At 49.0% G+C, this 26457-nt stretch carries 22 protein-coding genes; 11 read left to right on the top strand and 11 right to left on the bottom strand.

Features of this window, described 5'->3' with window-relative positions:
• Positions 1 to 47: 47 nt before the first annotated feature.
• The 6 genes from Q0882_RS15285 (at position 48) to Q0882_RS15260 (ending at position 7138) form a co-directional block, all read left to right on the top strand.
• On the top strand, positions 48 to 1205 hold the full coding sequence (locus Q0882_RS15285; protein WP_299183420.1) for an acyl-CoA dehydrogenase family protein: 1158 nt from the start codon (positions 48 to 50) through the stop codon (positions 1203 to 1205).
• 28 nt (positions 1206 to 1233) lie between these two features.
• A complete protein-coding gene (locus tag Q0882_RS15280; protein ID WP_299183418.1) occupies positions 1234 to 2010 on the top strand; it encodes an enoyl-CoA hydratase in 777 nt (258 codons plus the stop codon).
• A gap of 10 nt (positions 2011 to 2020) precedes the next feature.
• Positions 2021 to 3118, top strand: a complete 1098-nt coding sequence (locus tag Q0882_RS15275) for an enoyl-CoA hydratase/isomerase family protein (protein ID WP_299183416.1) — start codon at positions 2021 to 2023, stop codon at positions 3116 to 3118.
• 74 nt (positions 3119 to 3192) lie between these two features.
• Positions 3193 to 4083 carry a 3-hydroxyisobutyrate dehydrogenase gene (gene mmsB / locus Q0882_RS15270; protein ID WP_299183414.1) on the top strand — a complete coding sequence of 297 codons (891 nt, stop codon included), beginning with the start codon at positions 3193 to 3195 and terminating at the stop codon, positions 4081 to 4083.
• A gap of 83 nt (positions 4084 to 4166) precedes the next feature.
• Positions 4167 to 6056, top strand: a complete 1890-nt coding sequence (locus Q0882_RS15265; RefSeq protein ID WP_299183412.1) for an AMP-binding protein — start codon at positions 4167 to 4169, stop codon at positions 6054 to 6056.
• Positions 6057 to 6376: 320 nt separating this feature from the next.
• Positions 6377 to 7138 carry an SDR family oxidoreductase gene (locus Q0882_RS15260; RefSeq protein ID WP_299183410.1) on the top strand — a complete coding sequence of 254 codons (762 nt, stop codon included), beginning with the start codon at positions 6377 to 6379 and terminating at the stop codon, positions 7136 to 7138.
• Between the two features lie 87 nt (positions 7139 to 7225).
• On the opposite strand, the gene Q0882_RS15255 is transcribed toward Q0882_RS15260, so the two are convergent.
• Positions 7226 to 7807: a peroxidase-related enzyme gene (locus tag Q0882_RS15255; RefSeq protein WP_299183408.1), complete on the bottom strand. Its 582-nt coding sequence runs from the start codon at positions 7805 to 7807 to the stop codon at positions 7226 to 7228.
• A 104-nt stretch (positions 7808 to 7911) separates the two neighbouring features.
• On the opposite strand from Q0882_RS15255, the gene Q0882_RS15250 reads away from it, so the two are divergent.
• The 3 genes from Q0882_RS15250 to Q0882_RS15240 all read left to right on the top strand — a co-directional run bounded on the left by Q0882_RS15250 (position 7912) and on the right by Q0882_RS15240 (position 10914).
• A complete protein-coding gene (locus Q0882_RS15250; protein ID WP_299183407.1) occupies positions 7912 to 8922 on the top strand; it encodes a GlxA family transcriptional regulator in 1011 nt (336 codons plus the stop codon).
• A gap of 86 nt (positions 8923 to 9008) precedes the next feature.
• A complete protein-coding gene (locus tag Q0882_RS15245) occupies positions 9009 to 10574 on the top strand; it encodes an ATP-binding protein (RefSeq protein ID WP_299183405.1) in 1566 nt (521 codons plus the stop codon).
• Positions 10549 to 10914, top strand: a complete 366-nt coding sequence (locus tag Q0882_RS15240; RefSeq protein WP_299183403.1) for a response regulator — start codon at positions 10549 to 10551, stop codon at positions 10912 to 10914. Before Q0882_RS15245 ends, Q0882_RS15240 begins: the two co-directional genes overlap by 26 nt.
• Here Q0882_RS15240 and Q0882_RS15235 read toward each other — a convergent pair whose 3' ends face one another.
• The 4 genes from Q0882_RS15235 to Q0882_RS15220 all read right to left on the bottom strand — a co-directional run bounded on the left by Q0882_RS15235 (position 10915) and on the right by Q0882_RS15220 (position 16842).
• Positions 10915 to 11229, bottom strand: a complete 315-nt coding sequence (locus Q0882_RS15235) for a hypothetical protein (RefSeq protein ID WP_299183401.1) — start codon at positions 11227 to 11229, stop codon at positions 10915 to 10917.
• A gap of 161 nt (positions 11230 to 11390) precedes the next feature.
• On the bottom strand, positions 11391 to 11963 hold the full coding sequence (locus Q0882_RS15230; RefSeq protein WP_299183400.1) for a YfiR family protein: 573 nt from the start codon (positions 11961 to 11963) through the stop codon (positions 11391 to 11393).
• A 2-nt stretch (positions 11964 to 11965) separates the two neighbouring features.
• Positions 11966 to 14026, bottom strand: a complete 2061-nt coding sequence (locus Q0882_RS15225) for a TonB-dependent receptor (protein ID WP_299183398.1) — start codon at positions 14024 to 14026, stop codon at positions 11966 to 11968.
• Positions 14026 to 16842: a response regulator gene (locus Q0882_RS15220; protein ID WP_299183396.1), complete on the bottom strand. Its 2817-nt coding sequence runs from the start codon at positions 16840 to 16842 to the stop codon at positions 14026 to 14028. The genes Q0882_RS15225 and Q0882_RS15220 overlap by 1 nt, the downstream gene beginning before the upstream one ends.
• Positions 16843 to 17155: 313 nt before the next feature.
• Between Q0882_RS15220 and nhaD the strand changes: the two genes are divergently transcribed.
• Both nhaD and Q0882_RS15210 read left to right on the top strand, forming a co-directional pair.
• Entirely contained in the window at positions 17156 to 18391 is a 1236-nt protein-coding gene (nhaD, locus tag Q0882_RS15215) for a sodium:proton antiporter NhaD (RefSeq protein ID WP_299183394.1), read from the top strand.
• A gap of 158 nt (positions 18392 to 18549) precedes the next feature.
• Positions 18550 to 19335 carry an IclR family transcriptional regulator gene (locus tag Q0882_RS15210; protein WP_299183393.1) on the top strand — a complete coding sequence of 262 codons (786 nt, stop codon included), beginning with the start codon at positions 18550 to 18552 and terminating at the stop codon, positions 19333 to 19335.
• A gap of 12 nt (positions 19336 to 19347) precedes the next feature.
• Here the strand turns inward: Q0882_RS15210 and Q0882_RS15205 are convergent, their stop codons facing one another.
• From Q0882_RS15205 to Q0882_RS15180, 6 genes are all read right to left on the bottom strand, one after another.
• Entirely contained in the window at positions 19348 to 20274 is a 927-nt protein-coding gene (locus Q0882_RS15205) for a DMT family transporter (RefSeq protein WP_299183391.1), read from the bottom strand.
• 110 nt (positions 20275 to 20384) lie between these two features.
• Positions 20385 to 21881: a CoA-acylating methylmalonate-semialdehyde dehydrogenase gene (locus Q0882_RS15200; protein WP_299183388.1), complete on the bottom strand. Its 1497-nt coding sequence runs from the start codon at positions 21879 to 21881 to the stop codon at positions 20385 to 20387.
• 12 nt (positions 21882 to 21893) lie between these two features.
• A complete protein-coding gene (locus Q0882_RS15195; RefSeq protein ID WP_299183385.1) occupies positions 21894 to 23054 on the bottom strand; it encodes an iron-containing alcohol dehydrogenase in 1161 nt (386 codons plus the stop codon).
• 77 nt (positions 23055 to 23131) lie between these two features.
• Positions 23132 to 24487 (bottom strand): TRAP transporter large permease subunit, encoded by a 1356-nt coding sequence (locus Q0882_RS15190; RefSeq protein ID WP_299183382.1) that lies wholly within the window; start codon positions 24485 to 24487, stop codon positions 23132 to 23134.
• Positions 24488 to 24496: 9 nt separating this feature from the next.
• Positions 24497 to 25108 carry a TRAP transporter small permease subunit gene (locus Q0882_RS15185; protein ID WP_299183379.1) on the bottom strand — a complete coding sequence of 204 codons (612 nt, stop codon included), beginning with the start codon at positions 25106 to 25108 and terminating at the stop codon, positions 24497 to 24499.
• Positions 25109 to 25217: 109 nt separating this feature from the next.
• Positions 25218 to 26291: a TRAP transporter substrate-binding protein gene (locus Q0882_RS15180; RefSeq protein ID WP_299183376.1), complete on the bottom strand. Its 1074-nt coding sequence runs from the start codon at positions 26289 to 26291 to the stop codon at positions 25218 to 25220.
• Positions 26292 to 26457: the final 166 nt, after the last annotated feature.

The following is a 26457-nucleotide window of genomic DNA, read 5'->3' as shown; positions in this document are numbered from 1 at the left end:
AAAGGGGCTCGCTTTGCGAGACCCTTTTCCACTTAAAGGAGAGAGCGATGGATTTCGAGCTGAATGAAGATCAGATTGCATTCGCTGACATGGCCCGTGCCTTTGCGCAAAATGAATTTGAACCCCACGCAGCAAAGTGGGATGAAGAGCAGATCTTCCCGGTTGAAGTATTACAAAGTGCCGGTGAGATGGGCTTTTGTGGTCTCTATTCACCGGAGGATGTTGGTGGATTGGGACTGAGTCGTCTGGATGCCAGCATTATCTTTGAACAGCTGGCGATGGGATGTACTTCGACGACTGCTTTTATCACGATTCACAATATGGCCACCTGGATGATCGCGGACTTCGGCAACGAAGATATCCGTCAGCAGTGGTGCCCTGAACTGACGGCAGGTACCAAACTTGCGTCATACTGCCTGACTGAGCCAAATGCCGGTTCAGATGCAGCCTCTCTGAAAACCACGGCTCGCCGCGAAGGCGACAACTATATTCTCAACGGTAGCAAAATCTTTATCTCGGGCGCGGGTAGCACTGATGTGCTGGTTGTGATGGCGCGTACCGGTGAAGACGGTCCAAAAGGGATCTCTGCGTTTGCTGTTGATGCCAAAGCTGAAGGGATCGTTTACGGCCGTAAAGAGGACAAGATGGGCTGGAATAGCCAGCCAACACGGATGATTACCTTCGAAGATGTTGTCGTTCCCGCATCTGCCCTGTTAGGCAATGAAGGTGATGGCTTCAAGATCGCAATGAAAGGTCTGGATGGCGGTCGAATCAATATCGCGACCTGCTCTATCGGTACAGCTCAGGCCGCACTGAACCGTGCCCGTGATTATATGCATGAGCGTAAACAGTTTGGTAAAGAGCTGGCCAATTTCCAGGCGCTGCAGTTCAAACTGGCCGACATGGCAACTGAGTTAGTTGCGGCGCGTCAGATGGTGCGTATGGCGGCGGCAAAGCTGGATGCTAACCACCCTGATAAAACCGCTTACTGTGCGATGGCAAAACGATTCGCAACCGATGTCGGTTTTAATGTAGCTGATGAAGCGCTGCAGATCTTTGGTGGTAATGGATATATCAAAGAGTACCCGATGGAGCGCTATATTCGAGATAACCGCGTTCACAGAATTCTGGAAGGTACTAACGAAATTATGCGCGTCATCGTTGCTCGTCGCGTGCTGATGGAAGACGCAGCAGACCTGCTGTGATCCTGTTGATAAGAACTGGAGAATAAGAATGACCGATAAACTGATTGTTGAAAAACAGGGCCATACAGCGGTTATTACGATGAATAACCCGCCGGCAAATACCTGGACGGAAGAGAGCCTGAAAGGTCTTGCGGTGGTAGTTGAAGAGCTGAACCAGGATAAAGAGATCTACGCGCTTGTTATCCGTTCAAATAGTGAAAAATTCTTCTCAGCAGGGGCTGATCTGAACCTGTTTGCTGATGGCGACCGTTCTGTTGCGCGTGATATGGCGCGTTACTTCGGTGAAGCGTTCGAAACGCTGGCGCGTTTCCGCGGAGTATCTATCGCGGCGATCAATGGGTTTGCGATGGGTGGTGGTCTGGAAGTTGCGCTGGCGTGTGATATCCGTGTCGCGGAAGAGCAGGCGCAGATGGCACTACCAGAAGCGAAAGTTGGCCTGCTTCCATGTGCGGGCGGTACGCAAAACCTGACGATGCTGGTTGGCGAAGGTTGGACTAAGCGCCTGATCCTTTGCGGTGAGCGTATTAAAGCGCCGCTTGCGAAAGAGATCGGTCTGGTTGAAGAGCTGGTACCTCAGGGTCAGTCCTTTGAAAAAGCGATGGAGCTGGCTAAAGCTGTTGAGCAGCAGAGCCCAACGGCTGTTGCTGCCTGTAAACAGCTGATCCAGAACAATCGCACTCATCACTGGGATGCGGGTTACATTCTGGAGCGTGAACTGTTCGTTGATCTGTTCCACACAGAAGATCAGAAAGAGGGTGTAAACGCATTTCTTGATAAGCGTGCACCTGAGTGGAAAAACCAATAAGGATCTGACGATGAGTTGCGTACTTTTTAATGAATTTCCAACCCAGGATGGGAAAAAAATCGTTGAGATCAGCTTGAATGCTGAGCGTTCCCTCAACGCCCTGACCCTGGATATGATCGATCTGATTCAGCCTAAGCTGGATGAGTGCAAAACAGATGATAGCGTAGTAGCAATTGTACTGGACAGTGCAGGTGAAAAAGCATTCTGTGCAGGTGGTGATGTCGTCAATCTATACAAGTCGATGACAGGTGACGGCGCCGCATCTTTCCCTGAAGAGTTCTTCACCCGTGAGTACACACTGGATTACACCATCCATACCTACCCTAAGCCGATTATCTGCTGGGGTAGCGGTATTGTGATGGGCGGCGGTATGGGCCTGATGAATGGCTGTAGCCACCGTATTGTGACTGAGACCTCTCATATGGCGATGCCGGAAGTGACGATCGGACTATACCCTGATGTGGGTGGTAGCTGGTTCCTCAACCATATGCCGGGGCGCACGGGGCTGTTCCTGGGGCTGACCGGTAATCCGATGTTCGCCGCAGATGCTTTATTCCTGGGGCTTGCTGATCGATTTATCGCAGTTGAGATGCGTGCAGCGATGATGGAGCGCCTGCAGGCGGAAAGTTGGAGTGGTTCCGCTGATGCGGTTGTGAATCGAGTGCTTCGAGATCTGGAAGAGGAATCCCAGCCGCAGTTTAAGTCTGAATCTCCGATTCAGGAGCACTATGACTTTATTCAGCAGATTACTGATCAGGACAGCGTTGAAGAGATCGTTGACGCGCTGTTGGCGGTTGAGAGTGAAGATAAGTGGATCAACCGTTCTAAGAAAGCGATCAGCCACGGCAGTCCACTGGCGGTTAACCTGATCCAGAAACAGCTGGAGGTGACCAAGCATATGTCACTGAAAGAGGTTTTCTGCGCAGAGATGATTCTCTCCGTTCAGAGCTGTAAGAATCGTGAGTTCCCGGAGGGTGTGAGAGCGCTGCTGGTGGACAAAGATGGCAAGCCGGACTGGACGTTCAAAACATTGGCAGAGGTCGATCAGGCCAAAGTTGATGAGTTTTTTGTTTCACCCTGGGAAACCAACCCACTGCAGGGTCTGTAAGAACTGTAGTAGAGCAGAACCGGTACCTCATAGGTGCCGGTTATAACGAATAACGATAAGAAAGGGTTAGAGAAATGGCGACAATCGGTTTTATTGGTCTGGGCAACATGGGTGGCCCAATGGCGATCAATCTGGTGAAAGCAGGTCACTCAGTTAAAGCATTTGACCTGTCACAGGATGCAATTGCAAAAGTGGTTGCTGAAGGCGGTCAGTCCGCTGCAACAGCAGTTGAAGCCGCTTCAGATGTCGAGTTTTTGGTAACAATGTTACCTGCGGGCAAGCATGTAGAGGGCTTAATGGCGACGGGTGATACACCGCTGTTTGATGTTGTAGCGGATGGTACCCTGATTATCGATTCCTCTACTATCGATGCCGATACCGCCAAACGTGTTTCGGCAACCGGTGCTGATCGCGGAATCAGCTTTATTGATGCGCCCGTATCTGGTGGTGTTGGCGGTGCCGTAGCCGGTACGCTGGCATTCATGGTAGGGGCTTCTGATGAACAGTTTGCCAAAGCTAAACCGATTCTGGAGTGCATGGGTAAAAACATCTTCCATGCAGGTGATAACGGTGCCGGTCAGGTCGCAAAAGCGTGTAATAACATGCTGTTGGCAATCCTGATGACCGGAACGTCTGAAGCGCTGAATATGGGTGTTAAGAACGGCCTGGACCCTGCTGTACTCTCCGAAATTATGAAACAGAGCTCCGGCAATAACTGGGCCTTGCAGGTTTACAACCCTGTACCCGGTGTTATGGAGGGGGTTCCTTCCTCAAATGATTATCAGGGTGGCTTCCAGGTTGATTTGATGTTTAAAGATCTGGGATTAGCGATGGAGTTGAGCCAGCAGAGTGCTTCACCAACTCCGATGGGTTCACAGGCACGCGCGTTATTCAACCTGCATAAAGCCAATGGTAATGGCGGTCTGGATTTCTCCAGCGTGCTACGCCTGTATCAGGACCAGTAATCCTGAACTCATGAACATATCCGTCGGTCCTGATTGACGGCGGATACTCCCAACCTGATAAAAAAAATAATGAGGTTGAACCGATGGGATACAACGAAGAATATCAATCTGCCCTCGATAATACCGAAGCTTACTGGGCAGACCAGGCTGACCGAATCGCCTGGTTTAAAAAACCTGAAACAACAGTTACGAAAACTGAGTTTGGAACCTACAGCTGGTACCCGGATGGCGAACTGAATAGCTGCTATCTGGCACTGGATTACCATGTAGAAAATGGCCGTGGTGAACAGGTTGCGCTTTACTATGATTCGCCGGCTGCAGGCACTAAAGAGGCGATCTCTTACAATCAGTTGCTTGATCGTGTGGCTCGCTTTGCCGGTGCACTGAAAGCACAGGGTGTTGAGAAGGGCGATACTGTTCTCATTTACATGCCGATGATCCCTGAGGCCGCTGTCGCGATGCTCGCCTGCGCACGTCTAGGCGCGATCCATTCGGTTGTATTTGGTGGTTTTGCTCCCGCAGAGATGGCGATCCGTATCGACGATGCCAACCCCAAAATGATCCTGACCGCTTCGTGCGGTATCGAATTTGATAAGAAAATTGCCTACAAACCGTTGGTTGATCAGGCGATTGAATTGGCTAGCCACAAGCCTGAACACACTATTGTATTCCAGCGCCCAATGGTCCAAGCCGAGATGAACAATGCCGGTGATCTGGACTGGAATCAGGTACAGGAAGGTGTAGCGCCTGCACCCTGTACGCCTGTTAAAGGTGCTGATCCGCTGTATATCCTCTACACCTCAGGCACAACCGGACAGCCGAAAGGGATCGTCCGTGACAATGGTGGCCACGCGGTAGCCTTGAGCTATGCACTGAACAATGTGTATGGCATGGAAGCGGGAGATGTCTGGTGGGGCGCGTCCGATATCGGATGGGTTGTGGGGCACTCCTTTATCGTTTACGGGCCGCTGATGGGTGGTTGTAGCGCGATATTCTTTGAAGGTAAGCCGATTAAAAACCCGGATGCGGGTACTTTCTGGCGTGTCATTGAGGAATATGGGGTGAACTCCATGTTCTGTGCACCAACGGCGTTTCGTGCGATCCGCAAAGAGGATCCAGAGGGTACTCTATCCAATGATTACAATCTGGACAGCCTGAACTGGGTCTTCGTGGCCGGTGAAAAGCTGGACTCATCAACCTACCACTGGCTCTCAGATCTGCTGAAAGTGCCGGTGATCGATCACTGGTGGCAGACCGAAACCGGCTGGCCAATGACGGCTCCAATGATGGGCTGGGACAGTCCTTCAGAAGCGCGTCTTGGATCCACTAACAAACCGATACCAGGTTACGATATCCGTGTCTTGGATGGTGAGGGCGCTGAAGTTGCGGACGGTGATGCGGGTAATATCTGCGTGAAACTACCGATGCCTCCAGGGGTTGCCTGGAGTATCTGGAACAACAATGATCGTTACGTCAGCTCCTATCTGGAAGCATTCCCGGGCTACTACCATACCGGTGATGGTGGCTATAAAGATGATGATGGTTATATCTACATCACAGGCCGTACTGATGATGTCATCAACGTATCCGGACACCGTTTATCCACAGGTGAGATGGAAGAGGTGGTTTCTGCCCACCCTGAAGTCGCTGAATGTGCAGTGATCGGTGTAAATGATGAACTCAAAGGACAGTTACCTGTGGGTTTGATCGTGCTGAAAGCGGGTTCTGAGATTGAAGATGATCAGTTGCAGAGCGAAGTTGTGAAGATGGTGCGTGAGCAGGTGGGAGCACTTGCATGTTTCCGTACAGCGCTGGTTGTTCAGCGTTTACCGAAAACCCGCTCCGGCAAGATCCTGCGCGCGATTCTGCGTAAAATCGCCGCTCAGGAGGAGTATAAAATGCCTTCGACTATCGATGATCCAGCCATTCTGGGTGAGATTGAGCAGATAATCGAATCGCGCGGAGCGATCTAAATGTTCTGAACGGAGGTTTAGCTTACGGGTTAGACCTCTGCATCATCTCTGTTGAGATGATAAACCTCTAATTCATTTTGCACTCTTAGCCGGCCCTGTGACTTCACAGGTGCCGGTCTTTTTTTGGGAGTGAGGTAGAGGGTTGTTAAGCGTTTTCTGGCTGAGTGTCTGAATAAATCAATAAGGGTTTTCCCTAATTTTTTCTCGCAATTAAGGCTAAAAAAAGCTATAAAAGAGGCTAGGTCAGACGTACAAAATTTAACCGGCTGCTATATTCCCAGATTAAGGGAGACACGGTAGTCGGCTCAGGAGAATAAGAGATGCAGATTAAAGACAGTGTATTTGTGATTACAGGCGGTGGCAGAGGATTGGGCCGTGCGATGGCTGAAAACCTGGCGGAGAAGGGTGGCAAGGTAGCCCTGATCGACCTTAGCCAGGAGAGCCTGGATGAAGCCTGCGCTGCTTGTGCTGAACATGGCGTTGAAGCGCGTGGTTATGTCTGCAATATCACTGATGAATCTGCAGTTGAAAATACCTTTGCACAGATTAAGGCTGATTTTGGTGAGATTAATGGCCTGATTAACAATGCTGGCCTGATGCGCGATGGCATGCTGATCAAAGTGAAAGATGGCGAACTACAGGCGAAAATGAGCCTGGAGCAGTTCCAGTCGGTTGTCGATGTTAATATGACCGGTACTTTCCTGTGTGGTCGTGAAGCAGCTGCAGCGATGGCAGTGCAGGGTAAAGGCGGTGTTATTGTCAATATCTCCTCCGTATCCCGTGCGGGAAATATGGGCCAGACAAACTACTCCGCGACAAAGTCAGCGGTAGCGACGATGGTGACTAGCTGGGCAGGTGAACTGGCGCGTCATAAGATCCGTGTAGGCGGTATCGCACCGGGCGTGATCGCAACAGAGATGACTGCACAGATGAAACCTGAAGCGATCGATCGTATGGTCTCCGCTGTACCACTTCGCCGCTTGGGTGAGGTCGAAGAGATGGCACATACTCTTCAGTATATCGTGGAGAATGACTTTTTCACCGGCCGCATCGTAGAGATGGACGGTGGTCTGCGTATCTGAGCAGAGAGAGATTTCTTAAGCTAAAGCCCGCAGATGCGGGCTTTTTCTTTAGCTGTAAGAGCTAACGTTACGAGATCTCTCCGATTGTTATCGGGGCGTTCGGGCCATCGTATAAAACTCCTCATTGGCCTGCATGCTGGTAACGATCGCCATGCGGTTAGATAGGCCGAAGAAGGCAGTGATGCCTGAGATATCCAGTATATCTTCATCATCAAAGCCTTGTTGCTTAAGCTCCGTGTAGTCGTTTTCATTGATCTGTTCAGGTGTGCGGGAGAGCTTTAACGCAAAGGCCAGCATCGCTTTCTGTTTATCACTTAAGGGCGCGTGAAGATAGTTAACGGCGATCTGGTCTGCCAGTAGTGGTTCTTTAGCGAATACACGCAAAAGCGCACCATGGGCGATTACGCAGTACTGACAGCCGTTTGCGGCGCTGGTTGCCACGATGATCATCTCCTTCTCCGCCGGGGTTAGTGTGCAACCCTCGCGTTCCATGATGGCATCATGGTAGGCAAAAAATGACCGAAACTCTGCCGGGCGATAAGCCAACGTAAGAAACACATTGGGAATAAACCCGGCTTTCTCCTGAACTGCCAGAATTCGATCCCGAATATCTTCTGGAAGTGTTGAAAGTTCAGGTACAGGGTAACGGCTGATGTCAGGCTTATTCATATTTCCTCCACGCTTCTTTTTCTGGATTGTCTGAGCTAGTCTAACAAGCTTAAACACGCATAATCAGACAGATCTATGCCATTTATCGCGCAAAAAGTGACAATATGTACCAAGTTATCGGCTTAGGCTTCGATGGTTGCCAGGCATCGGGGCTGACATCCCCGTTCGACGTTTTTAATGTGATCAATACTCTCTGGAAACAGCAGCGGTGCGATACCGCGCCGCTCTATGAGTGCCATCTGGTTTCACTCTCCGGGGAGAGCGTTCACTGTTCAAACGGGATGAAGCTGCATGCAGATTTCAGTTGCTCAGAGGTAGCTAAGGCTGACCTGATTATCCTTCCGGGTATCCACCATACTGATGGGCGTAACCTGTTGGATTCACTCTCCCGGTTAAAAGCAGAGCGTCAATGGCTGGAGGCGCAAGCTCAGCAGGGGGTGACCATTGCTGCAAATTGCAGTGGCGTTTTTATGCTGGCTGAAGCGGGTTTGTTAAATGATCAAACAGCAACCACTGCCTGGTGGCTCGGTTCCATGTTTAGCAAACGTTATCCGCAAGTGGAGTTTTGTCCTCAGACCCTACTGGTGAAGAATAAGCAGTTTTATACCACTGGATCTATGACAGCTAACCTTGGGGTGATGTTACAGATAGCTGAGGAGCAGGTGGGGCGCCAGATTGCACAGGCGGCTGCTCGGACCATGCTAATCGATGCCTCTCAAAGCTACGCATCACCCTATCTGTTTATGCAGAATCAGTCTGATCATCAGGATAGCCTGGTACTGGCTGTCGAAAGCCAACTACAGCGCGATATCTCTCAGCGTCTTGATCTGAATACTTTGGCGAAGCAGCACGCTGTCAGCGTTCGGACACTCTCTCGCCGGTTTAAGCAGGCCAATGGTGTCAATCTGTCCGAGTACTTGCAAAGCCTTAGAATGGAGCAGACAAAACTACTGCTGGAAACAACCAACTTAAGCCTGGAAAAAATCGCTGAGCGGGTGGGATACGGCAGTCAAAGTTCATTGCGCCGCTTGTTTCAGAAAAATCTAGGTTTGTCGCCGAAACAGTATCGCCTCGATCGTGCTCGCCATAGCCGTACACCTTTGAGGGTGTGCTAGATTATCAAACTTACTGAAACTGGACTATTCTTGATTGAATACAACGACCTACCTCGCCGTTTTGATATCTGATTTTAGGGAACAAAATGAATATTCGTCTCAAAATTTCACTGTTTTCGGCTCTTTTATTCATTGTGCTACTGGGCGGATTTTATGTGGTATATGAATATAAGGAAGCTGATAGCACGAAACGAAGTAATCAGATTGTACATAACTCACTAGTACCGCAGCTACGCCTTCTTGAGCAGATGCGTTTCGGTATCATTCGTATTGTATCTTCCACATCGGAGCATTTATTAGTCGGATTAACTTATGCAGAAGGTGCAGAAGATGTGACTAGACGCACAGCGGAATCAATTGAAGAAAATGAGATCAATAGAGGGCATCGGGCCTTCCTAAAAGCATACACAGAACTGAAGGGTATTCTTACGCGTTTTGACGAGGGGGCGCTAGTCAATGCGCAGGAGTTGGAGCAGATTCATCTGCACTATGATCAGTTGCAGAGAACTTCAACAAACTTGATTAACCTGATGCAGGCTGGGGCTGAGAATCTTGAGATCGCAGAAAGTAAGGAAGAGTTCGAAGAACAAGAGCAGGTGGCTTTAAACTATCTGGCCGAGGTTTTGGTTAAAGTTCAGAAACAAGCGGATATTCAGTTTGCTCAGATTAACCTATCTATCAACAACTTGGGAAATAACATACTGTTTTTGGGTGTTGTATTAATTGGTTTAATGTTGCTCTACTCCACAGTTGTGCTGCAACTTTTGCGAAAAGAAGCTCAAGCGCGAGCATCAGCAGAGGAATTGGCTGCTGCGCACCTACAAGAAGTAGAGGAGCGTAAGCGAATTGAATCGCTTCTGGCATCCCATCAAAAGCTGGAAGCGCTGGGCACGATGCTGGGTGGCATTGCTCATTCTGTAAATAACTTTCTCACACCGATCATTGCACTCAGCAAAATGCTCAAGCTCGATCATAAAGAGGATCATGAGACCTATGCAGATCTGAAGCGGATTGAAAATTCTGCATCGAGTGCTTCTGAGGTATTAAAAAACGTATTGGCATTTTCTCGAAACCGGCAACGTGACGTAGACGACTCTACGGAGATTGTGGGATGTATTCATCGCTCATTGCTGCTTGCCAAAGCGGCAATGCCTTCTACCGCCCGGTTAACAATAGAAATAGAGCCGGATGAGGTTTTGGTCCCCTGTAAAGAGGCTGATATTGAAACATTGCTACTGAATCTTATTGGCAACTCTGTGGATGCTCTGGAGGGGGAAAGCGGGGATATCTCTGTCAATTTGAGTCAGATAACGATTACCCCCGATCAGGACTTTGACAATAGCGTCCATTTAGAGCCTGGAAACTATGTCAATCTGAGTATCACCGATACAGGTCATGGTATTTCAACGGATATCATAGAGAATCTATTTGATCCTTTCTTCACGACCAAGGAGGTGGGTCAAGGCTCAGGATTAGGTTTGTCAGTAAGCTATTCAATTGTGAAGCAAGCAGGGGGACAGATCCGTGTGAAAAGTGAACAGGGTGAGAAGACCTGTTTCGATATATTCTTGCCGATATTGAACACCTCAATAGATGGGGATCCGGCTTTAGAGGAGATGAGTGAACGTGAAGAAAATTTTATTTGTAGATGATGATGAAGCTGTTCGCTATGCCCTCTGCAAGTATCTTCGTCGTAGTGGATTTGAGGTAACAGAAGCGGAAGATGGCATTAATGCATTAAAGTATTTGGCATCTAATGCAGTAGATGTACTGATTACAGACATTATTATGCCAAATATGGAAGGAATCGAGCTTCTTCGGAATATAGGAAAGCTGCATCCTGGCTTACCCGTTATCGCTATTTCAGGTGGCGGGCGTGTGGGACAGGAGGAGTATCTTTCTTTGGCTCACACCTTAGGGGCTACGGCTACAATGGAAAAACCACTCGACCCTGATCAGTTACTTAGATTGATAGAGGAGGTAGGTAAGTAGTTAAAGAAACTCTTCCAGTTTCTCCTTAACCAGATCAATATCTACTTTGATCGGTTGATCAGTTTTACGCCGGCCTTGAGGATTTTGTCGGGAGAATTTATGGTTTCGTTCCATCATCTTGCGTTTTTCAAGATCATGACGTCGATCGATAATCGATTTGCGGCGTTCTGCCCCCTCATATTGAGAAAACAGGTAGGTTTTCCACCACTCTTCCGCAACAATCAGGCAGTAGAGGTCAGGACTTATCTGTTCACCGGAGTCATCAATCCAGTAAAACACAATTCCATTTTCGTTAAGATCCTTTACCAGCTTCATAACAACCTCACTTGTGGAAGAATGAACTTCCCTGTTCACACTGCACTCGCTGGTATGCAGCCTCTACAGTCTAGTTGTTTCGGCGCAATCTGCCTATGTAAATTTTCCTAAAAGTTATATAGGGAAGAATAACTTATGCTTTTCTAGAGCATTGGAGGGCGTTATTCAATCACTCGCGCGAGCTGGAGAAGGCGTGCGCTGATATTGAGGTTGGCTGATTCAGAGGCTTTCAGGTTGATCTCAAAGCGGAATTTTCCATCCTCTTTATACAGATTGATCATCCCGCCACGATCAGTGAAATCGGGGAGTTCACCGATGCTCAAAACCGGTTCTCCGTAGAGCTCATCTAATAGTTGAGTGATGATTCGGCGATCACGGATACCGAAGAAGATCAGACCACAGTTCTCAAAGCCCGCATTCATATTCAGGTTGATTACATTGAGCTGGTGGGTGCGAATCTGTCGGCCATCAAGGGCTTTAAACGCGTTGTGTAAGCCTTGTTCACCCAAAATACAGAGGTTTAAATTTTTAGTTTGTGCATCAGATGTTTCTGAGGGCCAGGTAATATAGCGAATGAAGTTAAAGGTGAGGACCGCTTTCGCTTTATCTTCATTTAACGTGTTTTGGGCATGAATAGGTGCGGACAGGGTAGTTAACAGCAAGGCGCAAACAGCTAACAGCACTTTACAGTGCTGTGTACAGATCTGCCGTAATGACGCCCTGCTATATCGCATCGTTAGAAATCCATTCTCAACTGAAGGTAAACAGAGCGCTCTACTTCTGTTGGGTTAATCAGGGTTTCCTGAATATATTCAAGCTGTTGTGAGTCAAAAAGATTCTGGCCTACGAGCGAGAGTTCGACACCGCTTCGGGGCTTCCATGCGATGCGGGCATCCAGATTAAGGTAATCATCGATCTTGATGATCTCCGTTGAGTAGCCGGTGGCAAAGAGATCGATACTGTCGACGTAACGGAGCCACAGATCAAGCGTCAGGTCACTACTGAGTACCTGATGGCTTCGCAGAGAGAGTTGATGTTCAGGTGCGTCGGTATTTTGCGTTATATCGGTGACACTGAGCCAATCGATATCTGTTTTCTGATAGCTGTAGGCGAGTTCAAAGCGAAGGTCCGGATTCACCTGCCAGTTTGTCGAGAGCTCTATGCCGTGGGTCGAGCCATTAACGCCATTACTGAACATCGCTTCCTGAATGAGGTGGAAATAGGGATCGAAAGAGACGCTAGGTGCAGAAGAAAAGTCAAAGAACCTGAGGTTACTGTAATCGTTATAAAATAGCGCGGCATCCAACGTCATATTCTGGCTGAGGACAGAGCGATAGCCTAATTCGTAGGCGGTCATCTCTTCACTATCCATGGTGGTGCTACCCGCAGCAATCAGCTCCAAAATAAAAGGTGATGGATTAAGGGCATTGGGAGGGTTAACAGAAGCAAAAACATCGTAGTCCCGTTCGGCTCTTGAGGGCGTTCTGATCGCTCTGGAAACCGCTGCCCAGGCGTAGTTGCTCTCATCAATATTCCACGACAGTCGGGCGCTTGGCTGAATTTCAAAGTCCGTGTATTCGTTATGCTCAATCTTGGTCCCCAGGGTTAGGAACAAACGCTCGGGCTGCAGCGTGATCTGATCCTGAATAAACGCACTGTATAGATGTAGATCCCGTTCGCTAACATCGGTTTGGATGATCTCTCGATTACCGATTTCATCGCTGAGAAAACGGTAACCCAAGCCCCACACCAGTTGATGGTTATTGTTCAAACGCAGGTTGTGGGTTAAATCAAGATCGAACGTCTTTCTGTTCTCCTCATAGAACAGTTCATCACGATCAAAGTAATCGTAGTACCCCTGTAGGCTCCAGTAGGAGTCTGGTGATTGGGTGTAGTCCCAACGGGCTAACAGGTGGCCGCTTTTGGCTTCAGCAGTATCATCCACTTCAAGAGTATATGAGGGTGGGATAAAGCTGGGAGTGCGCAGAGTTTGATTAAATTCGCCCTGATGGATCTCCCCCTGAAGCATCAGCGCACTTTTCTTGCTGCGCTGTGAATCAATTCTGAAGCCTAGTCGCTGAGTATCCCAATCATCACCGCTATCCTGACCTGAGAGCGTCTTAAACTCATCATTTTCATGGGCTTTTGCGTAGAAACGTCCGTAGGTGCCTTCGGCTAATTTTGCGCCATAGCGTCCGCTAAATCCTGATTCATTATTACCCACCCTGGCAACAGCGACCCCCCCTTGTGTATCTGCTGTATGGTAGGTGATGATATTGATCACCCCATTCACCGCATTGGCACCCCAGATGGTCGCTCCAGGGCCACGAATCACTTCTATCCGTTCAATATCTTCTAAAACTACATCATTATTTTCCCAGTACACCCCGGAAAACGCCGGATTGTATACGGTACGGCCATCGATCATGACGAGGAGTTTGTTCGCGAAACGGCCATTAAATCCGCGTGAAGAAACCGCCCATTTGTTTGCATCAATCCGTGCTACCGTTAATCCCGGCACCATTCTGAGTGCATCAGGGATATTGGTCGCTCCGGAGTTTCTGAGCTCCTCTTGAGTGATGACGTAAACAGCAGAGGGGGCCGTGGCGATCGACTGGGAGCGCTTTGAAAGTGATACCACAGGTGTATCCATCAGCGCTTCGAGGCTTAAATCCAGTAGCTCATCATCCTGGGCTAAGGCTATCGAGGATAAACTGGTTCCCAGGCACAGGAGCGATGTAAGGAAGATCGTACGGCGATGTCTCATTTTATGGGGTGCTAAAGCTTGGCTGTTCATCAAGCGATTTCCTTAGTCATGAGTTCTTCTAAGATATCGGTGGTCTGTTTAAGGAGCGGGTGAAACTGCTTATTCAGGCGCTCAACTTCATCGATATTTCGGTTTTTGCCTGCCATCTCTAGTTGATAACAGAGTTCTGACAGGGGTATTGCCCCAACATTGGCACTACTGGATTTAAGGCTGTGAGCGATCTGGCTGACAGCTTCGCAATCTTTATCTGAGAGAGCTTGCTGGAGGTCGTTTCGAACCTCATCAGCGGAGTTGATAAAGAGTGATAGAATTTTATGTAATAGAGAGGGTTGGCCCTCTGTCTGCAAGCTTTTAATCTCCTCCAGGACATCCGTATCTATCAGGGTAACTTCTTCTTGCTCAAAAGCGGATGGTGTTTGTTCCTTGAGTGGTTTAAACCCTGTTATGGGCAGCCAGCGTTCCAGGATTGAGATAAGCTGCATTCGGTTGAACGGCTTGCTCAGATAGTCATCCATACCAACCTGAAGACAGCGGTGTCGTGTTTCTGTTTGGGCATCAGCTGTCAGGGCAACAATCGGGATGCGTTCATCATTGCTCTCCATAGAGCGTATGCAGCGGGTTGCTTCAAATCCATCGATGTCAGGCATATGGCAGTCCATCAGCACCAGATCGATGGATTCCTGCTGGAGGATATTGATAACCTGCTTGCCATCCTCAGCTTTGATTACCCGGTAACCCAGTCCCTGGAGCATGTTGTTGGCAACCTCCTGGTTCACCGGATTATCTTCGGCCAGAAGAATGGTGATGTTGGATGCAGGCTCGCTCTCAACTGTTTGCGCTTCAGGAAGGGATGATCGCCCGGGGTGAATGTTCAGTGCCCCCAGCAGTACCTGTTTTAGCTCTTCACCGGTGATGGGGTGGTTGAGAATATTGTTAATGAGAGCTCTGTTGTTCAGGTCTCTATCCAATTTAGATTCAGCAGAGGTGATTAAGACAATGGGTGGGATCTCCTGAAGATTACCCTGATGCAGCACATTGAGTAGTTCATCGCTATCCATATCATTTAATTGATTGGAGAGCAGAATAAGGTCATAAACCGTGTGGCTTTGGCCAAACAGATCCAGTTTTTCAAGCGCTTGATAGCCGTTCTCTGCTATTTGACAGATCACTCCCTCTGCTTGGAGTTTAAGTTGAATACTGTTTGTTTCAGAACCATGGCCAATGATGAGAATATTTTTTCCGAACAGCGGTAGTTGGCTGTTACTGTCCTGCTCTTTTGGGGTCTCCAACGGGATCTCTATCCAGAAGGTCGAGCCTGAATGTAGGGTACTTTCAACACCGATCTGGCCCTTCATCAGGTCGGTGATCTGCTTACAGATTGATAAACCAAGTCCGGTGCCCTGATAGCGTCGGGTGGTAGAGCCATCCACCTGTTGGAACGCATCAAAAATAGTGTGTTGGAAGGCGGTGGCGATACCAATACCGGTATCCTGTACCTCAATTTTTAAACGCTCAGATGAACTGAGTGAGAGAATAACGCGGATTTCACCCTCTTCAGTAAATTTAATCGCATTACCGATTAGATTGACCAGCACCTGCCTGAGTCTATTAGCATCCCCAATAATGACGGTAGGCAGCTCATCTTTTAACTCCAGAAGCAGGTCTAAATTTTTGTGGCTGGCTTTGGGATAGAGCATCTCGATGGTTTCTTCTATCAGATCAAGCCAGGAGAAGGGCTGGGTATCGAGCGTGAGTTTCCCCGCTTCCATCTTGGAGAAGTCGAGGATCTCGTTAATGATTGCCATCAACGAGTTGGCAGAGGAGAGTACGGTATCGGCGTAGCGTTGCTGTTGGTTATCCAGGTTTGTCTCCAGCAGCAGTTCTGCCATTCCCATCACGCCATTCATCGGTGTGCGGATCTCATGACTCATCGTCGCAAGGAAATCACTTTTGGCCCGGCTAGCCTCTTCTGCGGCTTCTTTACTGGCGAGCGCTTCATCGATCGCCTGATAGAGATCTTTGGTCCGCTCCTCTACGGTCGCTTCCAGCTTATTCTGATGTTCCAGTAGCTGCTGATCACGCTGTTCAACCTGCTCGAGCATTTCGTTGAACTCGTGGGCTAACTGAACTGCTTCATTGTCGCCAGAATGGTTCAGCCTCAGGCTGTAATCCTGCTGGTCCGATACCTGACGCATTGTCTGTATCAGCGTGTTGACCGGCTTGGAGATATGTTTCTGCAGACGGGTAGCAATAAAGACAATCGCGGCCATCACCGCAACGACGATCAGCAGTAGCCTTTGCAGATAGGCTTGGATCTTCTGATTCAGCGGAGACATATCTGTACTGAGATAGAGGTGTCCGATTAACTCTCCGCCTTCCACAATGGGGTAGAGTATCTCCATTGTGTCATGCAGCTCCATATATTGAAGCTCTTGCGAATCGATATATTGTTCATGCCACTTATGTTCATGGTCGTGCTCATCATCCGTATGAACATGGTTGAAGTCAGCGAGGTGGGAACCATCCCTTCGCAGCAGTGATACTTCCTGTATCCCGGGTTCTACATCCAACGATTGGATAATGAGCCGCGCCGTTTCAGAGTCCTCAAAGTCGATGGCTGCAGAGGCATTGGTTGCGACAATACCAGCGATCACTTCAAGGTGCTCAAGCTGGTTGCGCTTGTAGGTATCAATCTCAATAAAAATATAGAGCGCGGCGGTCACCAGTAACGCAACAAAACTGGTGCCGAAAATGGCCAAGCGGATCCGGTTAGCCTGTGACTTTTCTGGCCAAAACGTAGATTGCTTTTTTGGAGTATTTCTAGGCGTATCCAAGCGTTTTTCCATTCACCAAACAACAAAAACAATAATAACGTAAAGGCGCTGAACGTGAAAAAGTTTGCACAGGAATTATAGCTGGCTAAATCAAACTTATATGAATAAAAATTCGGTTATTCCCAAAAGTGGTAGTTTGCACATAGGAATTGAACGATATATGTACAAAGACCCTTGGTTTTAACTGGTTTTCTTTATGGGGATTATTGCTGACAGCATATCTGAATACCCCGGTTACACCTTTGGTGCCGACGCTAACAGTCTATTTCTTTTTCGCTAGGTTCAGAGGAGAATGTGCGCCTGCACAAAAATAAGAGAGATAAACATGGAATTCCTACTCTTGGGGCTGATTGCGTTGGCCTTTATCCTCATCATAATTGAGGACCTAATCCACCTTAACAAAGCCAAATCAACGCTGTTTATCGGCACACTGGTTTGGATTCTTGCCTTCGTTTTCCCCCATGGAGGGTTGAGTGAACTCAAAGCGGGGTTGAATGAACAGCTACTGGATATCGCAACCCTCTGGCTTTTCCTGATGGCTGCGATGACGTTTGTTGCTTATCTTAACCAACAGGGCTTGATTACGCAGTTGGTGTACCGGTTACTGCCCGGCGAGATCCGTATTAGCAGGCTGATGATTCTAATGGCGTTGCTGGCGCTGTTGTTCTCCTCTTTAGCAGACAACATCACGGCCTCATTGATCATGCTATCACTCCTGTCATCGCTTAATCTGGATAAAAAGACCACGCTAAAGTTCGCTACTCTGATTGTGTTTGCGGTGAACTCTGGCGGCGTCTCCCTGATCACCGGTGATGTTACAACCCTAATGATCTTCCTGGCAGATAAGGTAACGATTACCAATCTGTTTATGCTGATCCCTCCCGCTGTCATTGGTGTGATGGTATTAGCTGTGAGCCTGATGTGGGGATGCAACGAGCAGGTTAGTCTGCCGAAGTTTAAGCGGCCGATTGCAGCAGGTGACAAACTGATCGCGGGACTCTTCCTGACGACCATTATCGGCACGCTGTTTATGAGTGTGGCGTTCTCGGTACCGCCGGTCCTGACATTCCTGTTTGGTTTATCGGTTATGTTTCTGACCCACCGGGTGATCCACAAAAGCGAGAAGTCTCCCGATATCCTGGAATATGTACGTGAGATCGAGTTCGATACACTGCTGTTTTTCCTCGGAGTACTCCTGCTGGTGGGGATGCTCAGAGAGCTTCATGTGCTGGATCTTCTACCGCAGTTGTACAGCCTGATGCCGATCTATATGGCTAACTACTTTGTTGGTATTTTGTCGGCATTAGTCGATAACGTGCCATTAACGGCTGCAATTCTTAAATCTGGTGTTGAGATGGATACGGCGCAGTGGTTGGGGTTGACCTATGCTGTGGGTGTCGGAGGGTCGATCCTGATTATCGGCTCTGCTGCGGGGGTGATTGCGTTAAGTAAACTGGAATCACTCTCTTTTATCACCTATATGCGCTTTATCCACTGGTTACTCGCTGCCTATACCTGCGGCTATGCTGCAGTGATGCTGATGGCCAATCTGATGATGTAGCTCATGTTTACGCTGAGCTTGATAAGTCGGGAAGGGACTTATCAAGCTCGGGCAGCGTCGGTAATTTTATTCTGATTCAGCTTGCAAGGTGGTGTCTGCATTGTGATACCTGTCGCTTTGTTTCATAATAAGACTCCACGTTCCGAAAAGAGAAAAGTATGACCTCACAGCGTTCAGGCCGGGGCCCTTCAGTGACCCGTGTTATGGAAATTATTGAAGCTGTATCGACTGCTGAGCAACCGATGTCTCCTGCAGACCTTACCTACCATCTGAACATTCCTAAGGCCAGCTTACATAGGCTTATTCAACAACTTGAAGATGATGGCTATGTACAGACGAATATGCGGGGAAAAATCGTACCGGCTGAGCGGATGTATCGAACGGCATTGGGAGTGATTCATAGTAGTCGTTACCAGATTCAGCGCCAGGCAATTCTGCAACGTCTGGGACGTGAGCTGGATGAGGCCTGTGGGATAGCCATTCCTGACCGTACGGAGATGGTGTATTACGACCGTGTTGAATCCAGCTGGCCACTGCAATTCAATCTGAAAACAGGTAGCAGGGTCCCCCTTTGGTGTACTTCGAGCGGCAAGTTGTATCTGAGTTTCCTACCGAAGAATATGCGTCAGCGGGTGATCAGTAATCTGCCACTGGATAAGTTTTCCCGTGCGACGATCACTGACCCTGATTCCCTTGAAGCGTCACTGCTTGATATTCGGTCTAATGAGATGGGTATCGATAATGAGGAGTACATGGATGGTATGGTCGGGTGCTCTGTCCCGATTAAAAACTCTGAAGGTCATTTTGTTGCCAGCCTCTACACCCATGTACCGGTTGTACGTAAAAGTCTTGAGGACTTAATGGCATTTGAACCCCAGTTACGACAGGCCGCTGCAGATATCAGTGACCTGATCAATTCACCGGTGATCGAAACCGGCGAATAATTCAGCTGCTGATCAAACGGGTTGCTTTTTAATGACGACCAACGCAACACCTGTTACAGCGAGTGCACCGCCAAAGAGAGCCAATAGGCCTAAGCGTTCATCAAAGAGGATATAGGCTTCCAGTGCGGTGACTGGTGGGACCAGATAGAACAAACTGGCTATCTGAGAGGCTGCCCCTTTTCTTATCAGCTGCATTAATAATAGTATCGCGCCAACCGATAACCCGAGTACCAGCCAGCCCATCGCCAGTATCAGTTGCATATCCCAGATAACTTCCCGGGTTTCAACTGCAAAGGCACCAATAGCAAAAAATAGAGAAGCAGCACAGTATTGAATAAACGTACTTGGTAGTAGAGATACGCTACTGCCAAACCGTTTTTGATACACCGTTCCCACAGAGATACCGAACAGTGCAATCAAGGCCCAACCGATGGTCCAGAGGGGAAACGCAGTCAGAGGATCCGCTTCGGTCATCTTCTCCAGCATGACAAGGCCTACACCTATCAATCCCAGACTGAGTCCGAACCACTGCCTTATAGAGACCCGTTCATTAAGTAGAAGGATCGCAGCTAAAGCGGTTATTAAAGGTTGCAGTCCAACGATGAGCGATACGATGCCAGCTGGCATCTGACCGACAATCGCATAGAACACACCTCCCAGGTAGAAACCATGGACCAGTATGCCTGTGATTGCTGTGTGCAACGTAGCTTTTGGACCTGGCCACTGAGGTTTCATCCACCAGATTAATCCACCGAGGCACAGTAGCGTAATCAGCATACGGATCAGGAGCAGGGTGAATGGCTCCGCATAGGGCAAGCCATATTTAGCACCAATAAAACCGGTACTCCACAACCAGACAAACAGAGCCGGAGCAATATGATGTGACAGATTGGCAGATAGATCAGAAGCGCCAGTGAGCCTTTTCAGCCCTGAGGACATAATCATGCTCCTGTTGAAAGGTGAGATGGTCTCGGCACTGGGATTTAGTCACAGTCCGATTTGTTAGCAAAGCCGGAATGCTCCGGGTCAGTGACCCGGAGCGATTGAGATCAGGATGGAAAGGCGAAATCTACACCTTCACGTACGCCGCTGGATGGCCAGCGCTGAGTGATCGTTTTACGCTTAGTAAAGAAACGAACGGAGTCTGGACCATACGCGTGCAGATCACCGAACAGAGAACGTTTCCAACCACCGAAGCTATGATACGCCACGGGTACAGGCAGCGGCACATTGATACCTACCATGCCGACCTGAATCGCATCGGAGAAGTAACGCGCGGCTTCACCGTCACGGGTAAAGATACAGGTACCGTTACCGTATTCGTGATCGTTGATCATCTGCATGGCTTCCTCCATGGTGTTGACACGCACTACCTGCAGAACCGGACCGAAGATCTCCTGTTGATAACTTTCCATATCTGTTGTGACGTTATCGATCAGGGTTGCGCCAACGAAGAAGCCGTCTTCATAGCCTTCAACCTGTGGATTGCGGCCATCGACGACCACTTTGGCACCATCGTTCTCTGCGCTATCGATGAAACCAACTACCTTCTGCTGATGTTCGCGGGTGATCACCGGACCAAAGTCATTATCGCTGTTGGTATATGCGCCGACTTTCAGGGGCTGCATGGCAACACTCATTTTTTCAATCAGTGTGTCGGCGGCTTTATCACCGACAGCAACTGCAACAGACAGCGCCATGCAGCGTTCACCTGAAGAACCAAATGCCGCGCCCAATAGTTGGTTAACTGCGTTATCCATATCAGCATCAGGCATGATGATGGAGTGGTTTTTTGCACCGCCTAGTGCCTGACAGCGCTTACCGTTCGCGTTAGCTGTGGTGTAGATGTATTCAGCAATGGGTGTTGAACCGACAAAGCTTACCGCTTTGATGCTCTCATTCGTCAGCAGTAGATCAACCGCTTCTTTATCGCCATTAACTACATTCAAAACACCTTCAGGCAGACCCGCTTCATACAGTAGTTCTGCAACCAGCATTGCAGATGATGGATTACGCTCAGAAGGCTTTAACACGAAAGTGTTGCCGCAAACGATGGCCATCGGATACATCCAAAGTGGTACCATTGCAGGGAAGTTAAACGGCGTGATACCTGCGACAACACCCAGCGCCTGAAACTCACTCCAGCTATCGATACCAGGGCCCACGTTACGGGAGTGCTCGCCTTTCAGAAGTTCGGGTGCGTAGCATGCGTATTCCACGCACTCGATACCACGCTGTAGTTCGCCCATCGCATCATGGGAGATCTTGCCATGCTCTTCACCCACAACTTCAGCTATACGATCAGCATTTTGCTGCAACAGTTCTTTGAAACGGAACATAATCGCAGCGCGCTTCTGAGGCGGAGTATTACGCCATGCCGGGTATGCGGCTTCGGCGGCAGCGATCGCCTCTTGTACAGTATCTTTACTGGCCAGTGCAACATTTTTGCTAACCTGACCGGTCGCTGGGTTGAAGACAGGAGCAATGCGATCGTTCTCGGTGACCGGTGTAGCTCGGTTATTGATTAGATGACTAACTGTTTTCATAAGATATGACTCCTATTTCCAAAGGTTTTTATAAATTTCGACAATCTCTTCTTTGCTTGGTACACGTGGGTTGTTACCCGGAGAACCAGAATTAAGGGCTTGCGTAGCCATCTCATCCAGCAAAGAGTCGTAGAGGGTTTTATCGATGCCGTATTGCGACAACGTAGGGACTTTTAGCTCATCATTGAGCGCGTACAGTTCATCCAGAAGTTTTTGATTTGCCTGATCATCAGTGTCGTTCTGATCAGCGACACCCATCGTGCGGGCGCATGTGGCGTAGCGTTCGGGAGCGGCTTCAATTGAGAAGGCGGTTACACTGGGTAGCAGCATGGCATTGGATAATCCATGGGGAACATGGAAGAAAGCACCGATCGGTCGGCTCATGCCGTGTACCAATGCTACTGATGCATTGGAGAAACCGATCCCAGCCAGCGTAGAGCCCAGCATCATCGCTTCACGAGCCTCTTTGTCCTGACCATCGTGATATGCCCGTCTCAGGTTAGGGCCGATCAGGCTCATTGCGGCGAGAACCTGTGTATCGCTATAGGGATTGGCTTTTTGGCTTACATAGCCCTCCATCGCATGGGTCAATGCGTCGATTCCCGTATCTGCAGTGATGCGCGGAGGTAAACTCAGAGTCAGCTCATAATCGACCAGAGCGGCAACGGGCATGAACCCTAAGCCAAGGCAGAGCATCTTCTCATCATTTTCTTCATCAGTAATGATGGTGAATTTTGTGACCTCTGAACCGGTACCTGCAGTTGTCGGAACAGCGATAATCGGCAAGCCAGCTTCATCAACGATGCGCGGGAATTTATAGTCCCGCATCGAACCGCTGTGTTTGCCTAAAATTGATATCGCTTTGGCGCTGTCGATTGGGCTGCCGCCACCGATCGCGATGATCGAATCGTACTCGCCCTCACGCACCATGTTGACACCCTCCATGATGGAGCTGATTGTAGGCTCTGGAACGGTATCATCGAACACATCGCTGTAGATCATATGGTTGGAGAGCAGGGTTTCGATATCATGGATGTAACCCAGATCCACCATCACTTTGTCGGTGATGATCAACGGACGTTTGCAGTTGAGGCTGGTCAGAATATTTGGAATCTCCTGACGAGCGCCTGCACCAACCTGCATGATGCGAGGCAGAATTATTTTATTAGACATATCGGCTCCTATTTTCCCAATAAGAAGGGAGAGCAGTGAGTTAAAGTTGAATAAGCCCATGAGTCAGATGCTCATGGTCAGGGAGCGTAAGCCGTAGCGGGCAGCCAGGTGACGATACCCTGCCAATAGAACACGATGGTCAGTCCTATTAGTTGAATCAGGATGAACGGCAAGACACCTCGGTAAATGTTGCTGAGCTGTATCCCTTGGGGGGCGACCCCTTTGAGATAGAAAAGCGCAAAGCCAACGGGGGGGGTTAAAAAAGATGTCTGCAGACAAACCGCGAATAGCACGGTAAACCAGACCAGATCAAAGCCCAGATTAGCAACGACCGGCGCAACTAGAGGGAGAATGATCAGTGTCAGTTCGATCCAGTCGAGAAAGAAACCAAGCAGGAATGTGACGACCAGAATACAGATGACAATCCCGGTGGGGCTGAATGGCAGTCCAGTTAAGGTGCCTTCGATCAACTCATCGCCGCCAAGTCCTCTCAGAACGAGAGAAAACGCAGTGGCGCCCAAGAGTAATGCAAAAATAAATGCAGTCGTTTTAGTCGTTTCCTGGCCGACTTCACGGAGAACCTGCAACGATAGACGGCCTTTGCTCATCGCGAGTAGGGTAGCACCCAGAGCGCCAACACCGGATGCTTCTGTGGGTGTCGCGATGCCAAAGAAAATTGATCCAAGTACCGCCATGATCAGTCCAGCCGTGGGCAGTACCGCTTTAAGGACGTTGAGTAGTACCTGAATGGAAACTTTTTCTGCATCTTTAGGAACCGGTGCTGCATGGGGGCGCATAAATCCATACAACATGATGTAGGTCACATAGAGCGCCGCGAGCAGAAGTCCTGGAAATAGAGCCCCGAGAAAAAGATCCCCCACTGAGAGACCAATACGGTCTCCCATCATGACGAGCATGATACTTGGGGGGATAAGGATACCCAGGGTACCAGTAGAGCATACAGTTCCGCAGGCTAGCTCTTTGCTATAGCCTTCACGCATCATTAGCGGGACCCCGAGTACTGCAAGCAGAACAACGGAGGCTCCAATAATACCGGTGGAGGCAGCAAGCAGCAGGCCCACAAAAGTTACGGTGACGGCAAGGCCACCACGGACACGACCAAACAGACGTGCCAGGTTGACCATCAGATCTTCGGCGACACCAGAGCGATCCAGCATTAGCCCCATAAAGACAAACATCGGCAGAGCGACCAATACCCAGTTGGTCATGACATCCCACATACGTGGTACAGCTATGGATACATAGTTCCAGTCGATACCGATGAAGGCATCGAACCAGCTGTCTGCAGCCATCGAAATGATGGCAAAAATGATAGCGATACCCCCCATCACCCATGCTACGGGGAAACCGCTGAACAGCAGGCCGATAAAACTGGCGAACATAGTGATGGCGAGGATTTCATTAATTTCCATGATGCTCTCCTAAGCGGTGGCTGGTGCGGTATTAGTCATTGAACGAGGCAGGAACAGCAGAACGCAGACTCGGCTGAGGCGTGACAATGTAGCCAGAGCCAGCAGCATGAAACCGAACAGGAGAACCGCTTTGATCATCCAGCGATAGGGAAGCCCGCCCGGATCACCGGAGATCTCACCCAACTGCCATGAATAGGCAATGAAAGGCAGTGCATACCAGAGCACAATGCCGATGAACGGTACGAGCAGAAACAGAATGCCCAGTAATTCGACCCAGGCCTGAGTGCGTAATGAAAAGCGGTGATGAAGCAGGTCAACTCTGACATGGTCATCTGCGACAAAGCAGTAGGAGAGTCCGATTAACCAGCCCGTGGCATATAAGTGCCATTGCAGCTCTTCAAATTCGATTCTGCCCTCACCCAAGATGTAGCGCATAAAAACATTAAGAATGATGACCGACATTAAAACGATCCATGTCCATGAGATAGCCTGACCAATTTTGCATAGCAACGAATCCAGCCATACAGACAAGCGTGTCTCAGGCAATTCGGTATGGTGGGTCAGACTGTCCAGATCGACATGATCTATCTGGACATCCGGGGTTTGATTGCTTTGCTGCATAGCTCCTCCTTAAGTACCGGTCGTTTCGGCAACTCGTCAGAGTTCACACCGGCGCGCTACGAGAGCCGGTGTGATGGTTAATAAAAAGGCTGAATGAAATGAGAAAGGCTTAAAAATCTCTGGGTAGGTAAGCGAGTCGCTTCCAGGATTTATACTCTTTCATGAATGCCTGCTGGGATTCATAAACGCGTTTGAAGTCAGCATCTTTAGCAGATTGCTCGGCCATTACCTCGTCGGTTAGACCTTTCAATTGAGCGAGTAGGGCTGGATCCAGCTTACGTGCGGTTACGCCTTTATCTTCGAAGCCGTTAACCACGGCCCCCTGAAGAGACTCACCACGTGTCAGTGCTCTGAGTGTTCCTGCAGTACAGGCCATCTCGATCATCGCCTTGTTTGAAGCACTCAGTTTGTTCCAGACCTGTTTGTTGATCACTAAGTGATTTGCAGTAAATGTTTGGTGCCAACCAGGGAAATAGTTGTTTTTAGCAACTTTGTCGAAGCCCAGTAGCTGGTCGATTGCTGGCATCGAAAACTCCGTTGCATCGATTGCACCTTTTTCAAGTGCAGGGAATATCTCACCACCTGGCATCGACGTTACAGAGGCCCCGGCTTTTTGTAGAACCTGGCCGCCAAGTCCGGCAAAGCGGATTTTCAGCCCCTTAAAGTCATCAATTGATGTGATCTCCTTACGGAACCAGCCGGCTGTTTCAGGGCCGATGACACCGCAGAGTACCGGTTGGATATTATGTTTTGCGTAGAGGGCTTCAGCCAGTGTTTTACCTTCACCGTCATACCACCAGGCTGCATATTCCCAAGGTTCCATACCGAAAGGTACGTTACTGAATAAACCGGAAGCGGGAATCTTGCCCTGATCATACCCCAGCAGTGCCAGGCCAGCTGGAATCTGATTGTTCTTTACCGCCTCAGTAATCGCAAAGGGCGGAACGATCTTTCCTGGCTCATAAACTTTGAACTGCACGCTGCCGTTACTAGCTTCTTTGATCTGAGTTGCAATCTGAGCGATCGGATCACCCAGTGCGGGTAGATGGGTGCCAAAAACCGACTGTACTTTCCAGCGAATGCTTTCACTGTCGCCAGCCAGAGTGACAGTGCTTGTTGATGCTAATAGAGCACCAATGGTAGCCATTTTTATCAATGTGGAACGGGAATTATTTTTAGACATGTTCACTATTAATCCTCTTTTGTAGCCGCCTGTAATCAATGAACAGTGCTGAGCCAATTAGTTATTTTATGAGACTCTATGTCTCGATATATCAAAAGTGGAACTATAGGAACCATAATACTGCATTTTTCTAAAGTCAAATATTTTCTATATTGGGATCTAGTGT

This window comes from uncultured Neptuniibacter sp. (assembly GCF_947498015.1).
In the GTDB taxonomy this organism is placed as follows: domain Bacteria; phylum Pseudomonadota; class Gammaproteobacteria; order Pseudomonadales; family Balneatricaceae; genus Neptuniibacter.
The sequence above is the reverse complement of the archived record's forward strand: the minus strand, read 5'-3'. Positions and strand labels throughout refer to the sequence as shown.

Bases quoted from the DNA above. Each gene is read 5' to 3' on its own strand.
- Q0882_RS15285 (WP_299183420.1), top strand. From the start codon at position 48: ATGGATTTCGAGCTGAATGAAGATCAGATTGCATTCGCTGACATGGCC.
- Q0882_RS15280 (WP_299183418.1), top strand. From the start codon at position 1,234: ATGACCGATAAACTGATTGTTGAAAAACAGGGCCATACAGCGGTTATT.
- Q0882_RS15275 (WP_299183416.1), top strand. From the start codon at position 2,021: ATGAGTTGCGTACTTTTTAATGAATTTCCAACCCAGGATGGGAAAAAA.
- mmsB (WP_299183414.1), top strand. From the start codon at position 3,193: ATGGCGACAATCGGTTTTATTGGTCTGGGCAACATGGGTGGCCCAATG.
- Q0882_RS15265 (WP_299183412.1), top strand. From the start codon at position 4,167: ATGGGATACAACGAAGAATATCAATCTGCCCTCGATAATACCGAAGCT.
- Q0882_RS15260 (WP_299183410.1), top strand. From the start codon at position 6,377: ATGCAGATTAAAGACAGTGTATTTGTGATTACAGGCGGTGGCAGAGGA.
- Q0882_RS15255 (WP_299183408.1), bottom strand. From the start codon at position 7,807: ATGAATAAGCCTGACATCAGCCGTTACCCTGTACCTGAACTTTCAACA.
- Q0882_RS15250 (WP_299183407.1), top strand. From the start codon at position 7,912: ATGTACCAAGTTATCGGCTTAGGCTTCGATGGTTGCCAGGCATCGGGG.
- Q0882_RS15245 (WP_299183405.1), top strand. From the start codon at position 9,009: ATGAATATTCGTCTCAAAATTTCACTGTTTTCGGCTCTTTTATTCATT.
- Q0882_RS15235 (WP_299183401.1), bottom strand. From the start codon at position 11,229: ATGAAGCTGGTAAAGGATCTTAACGAAAATGGAATTGTGTTTTACTGG.
- Q0882_RS15230 (WP_299183400.1), bottom strand. From the start codon at position 11,963: ATGCGATATAGCAGGGCGTCATTACGGCAGATCTGTACACAGCACTGT.
- Q0882_RS15225 (WP_299183398.1), bottom strand. From the start codon at position 14,026: ATGAACAGCCAAGCTTTAGCACCCCATAAAATGAGACATCGCCGTACG.
- Q0882_RS15220 (WP_299183396.1), bottom strand. From the start codon at position 16,842: ATGGAAAAACGCTTGGATACGCCTAGAAATACTCCAAAAAAGCAATCT.
- nhaD (WP_299183394.1), top strand. From the start codon at position 17,156: ATGGAATTCCTACTCTTGGGGCTGATTGCGTTGGCCTTTATCCTCATC.
- Q0882_RS15210 (WP_299183393.1), top strand. From the start codon at position 18,550: ATGACCTCACAGCGTTCAGGCCGGGGCCCTTCAGTGACCCGTGTTATG.
- Q0882_RS15205 (WP_299183391.1), bottom strand. From the start codon at position 20,274: ATGTCCTCAGGGCTGAAAAGGCTCACTGGCGCTTCTGATCTATCTGCC.
- Q0882_RS15200 (WP_299183388.1), bottom strand. From the start codon at position 21,881: ATGAAAACAGTTAGTCATCTAATCAATAACCGAGCTACACCGGTCACC.
- Q0882_RS15195 (WP_299183385.1), bottom strand. From the start codon at position 23,054: ATGTCTAATAAAATAATTCTGCCTCGCATCATGCAGGTTGGTGCAGGC.
- Q0882_RS15190 (WP_299183382.1), bottom strand. From the start codon at position 24,487: ATGGAAATTAATGAAATCCTCGCCATCACTATGTTCGCCAGTTTTATC.
- Q0882_RS15185 (WP_299183379.1), bottom strand. From the start codon at position 25,108: ATGCAGCAAAGCAATCAAACCCCGGATGTCCAGATAGATCATGTCGAT.
- Q0882_RS15180 (WP_299183376.1), bottom strand. From the start codon at position 26,291: ATGTCTAAAAATAATTCCCGTTCCACATTGATAAAAATGGCTACCATT.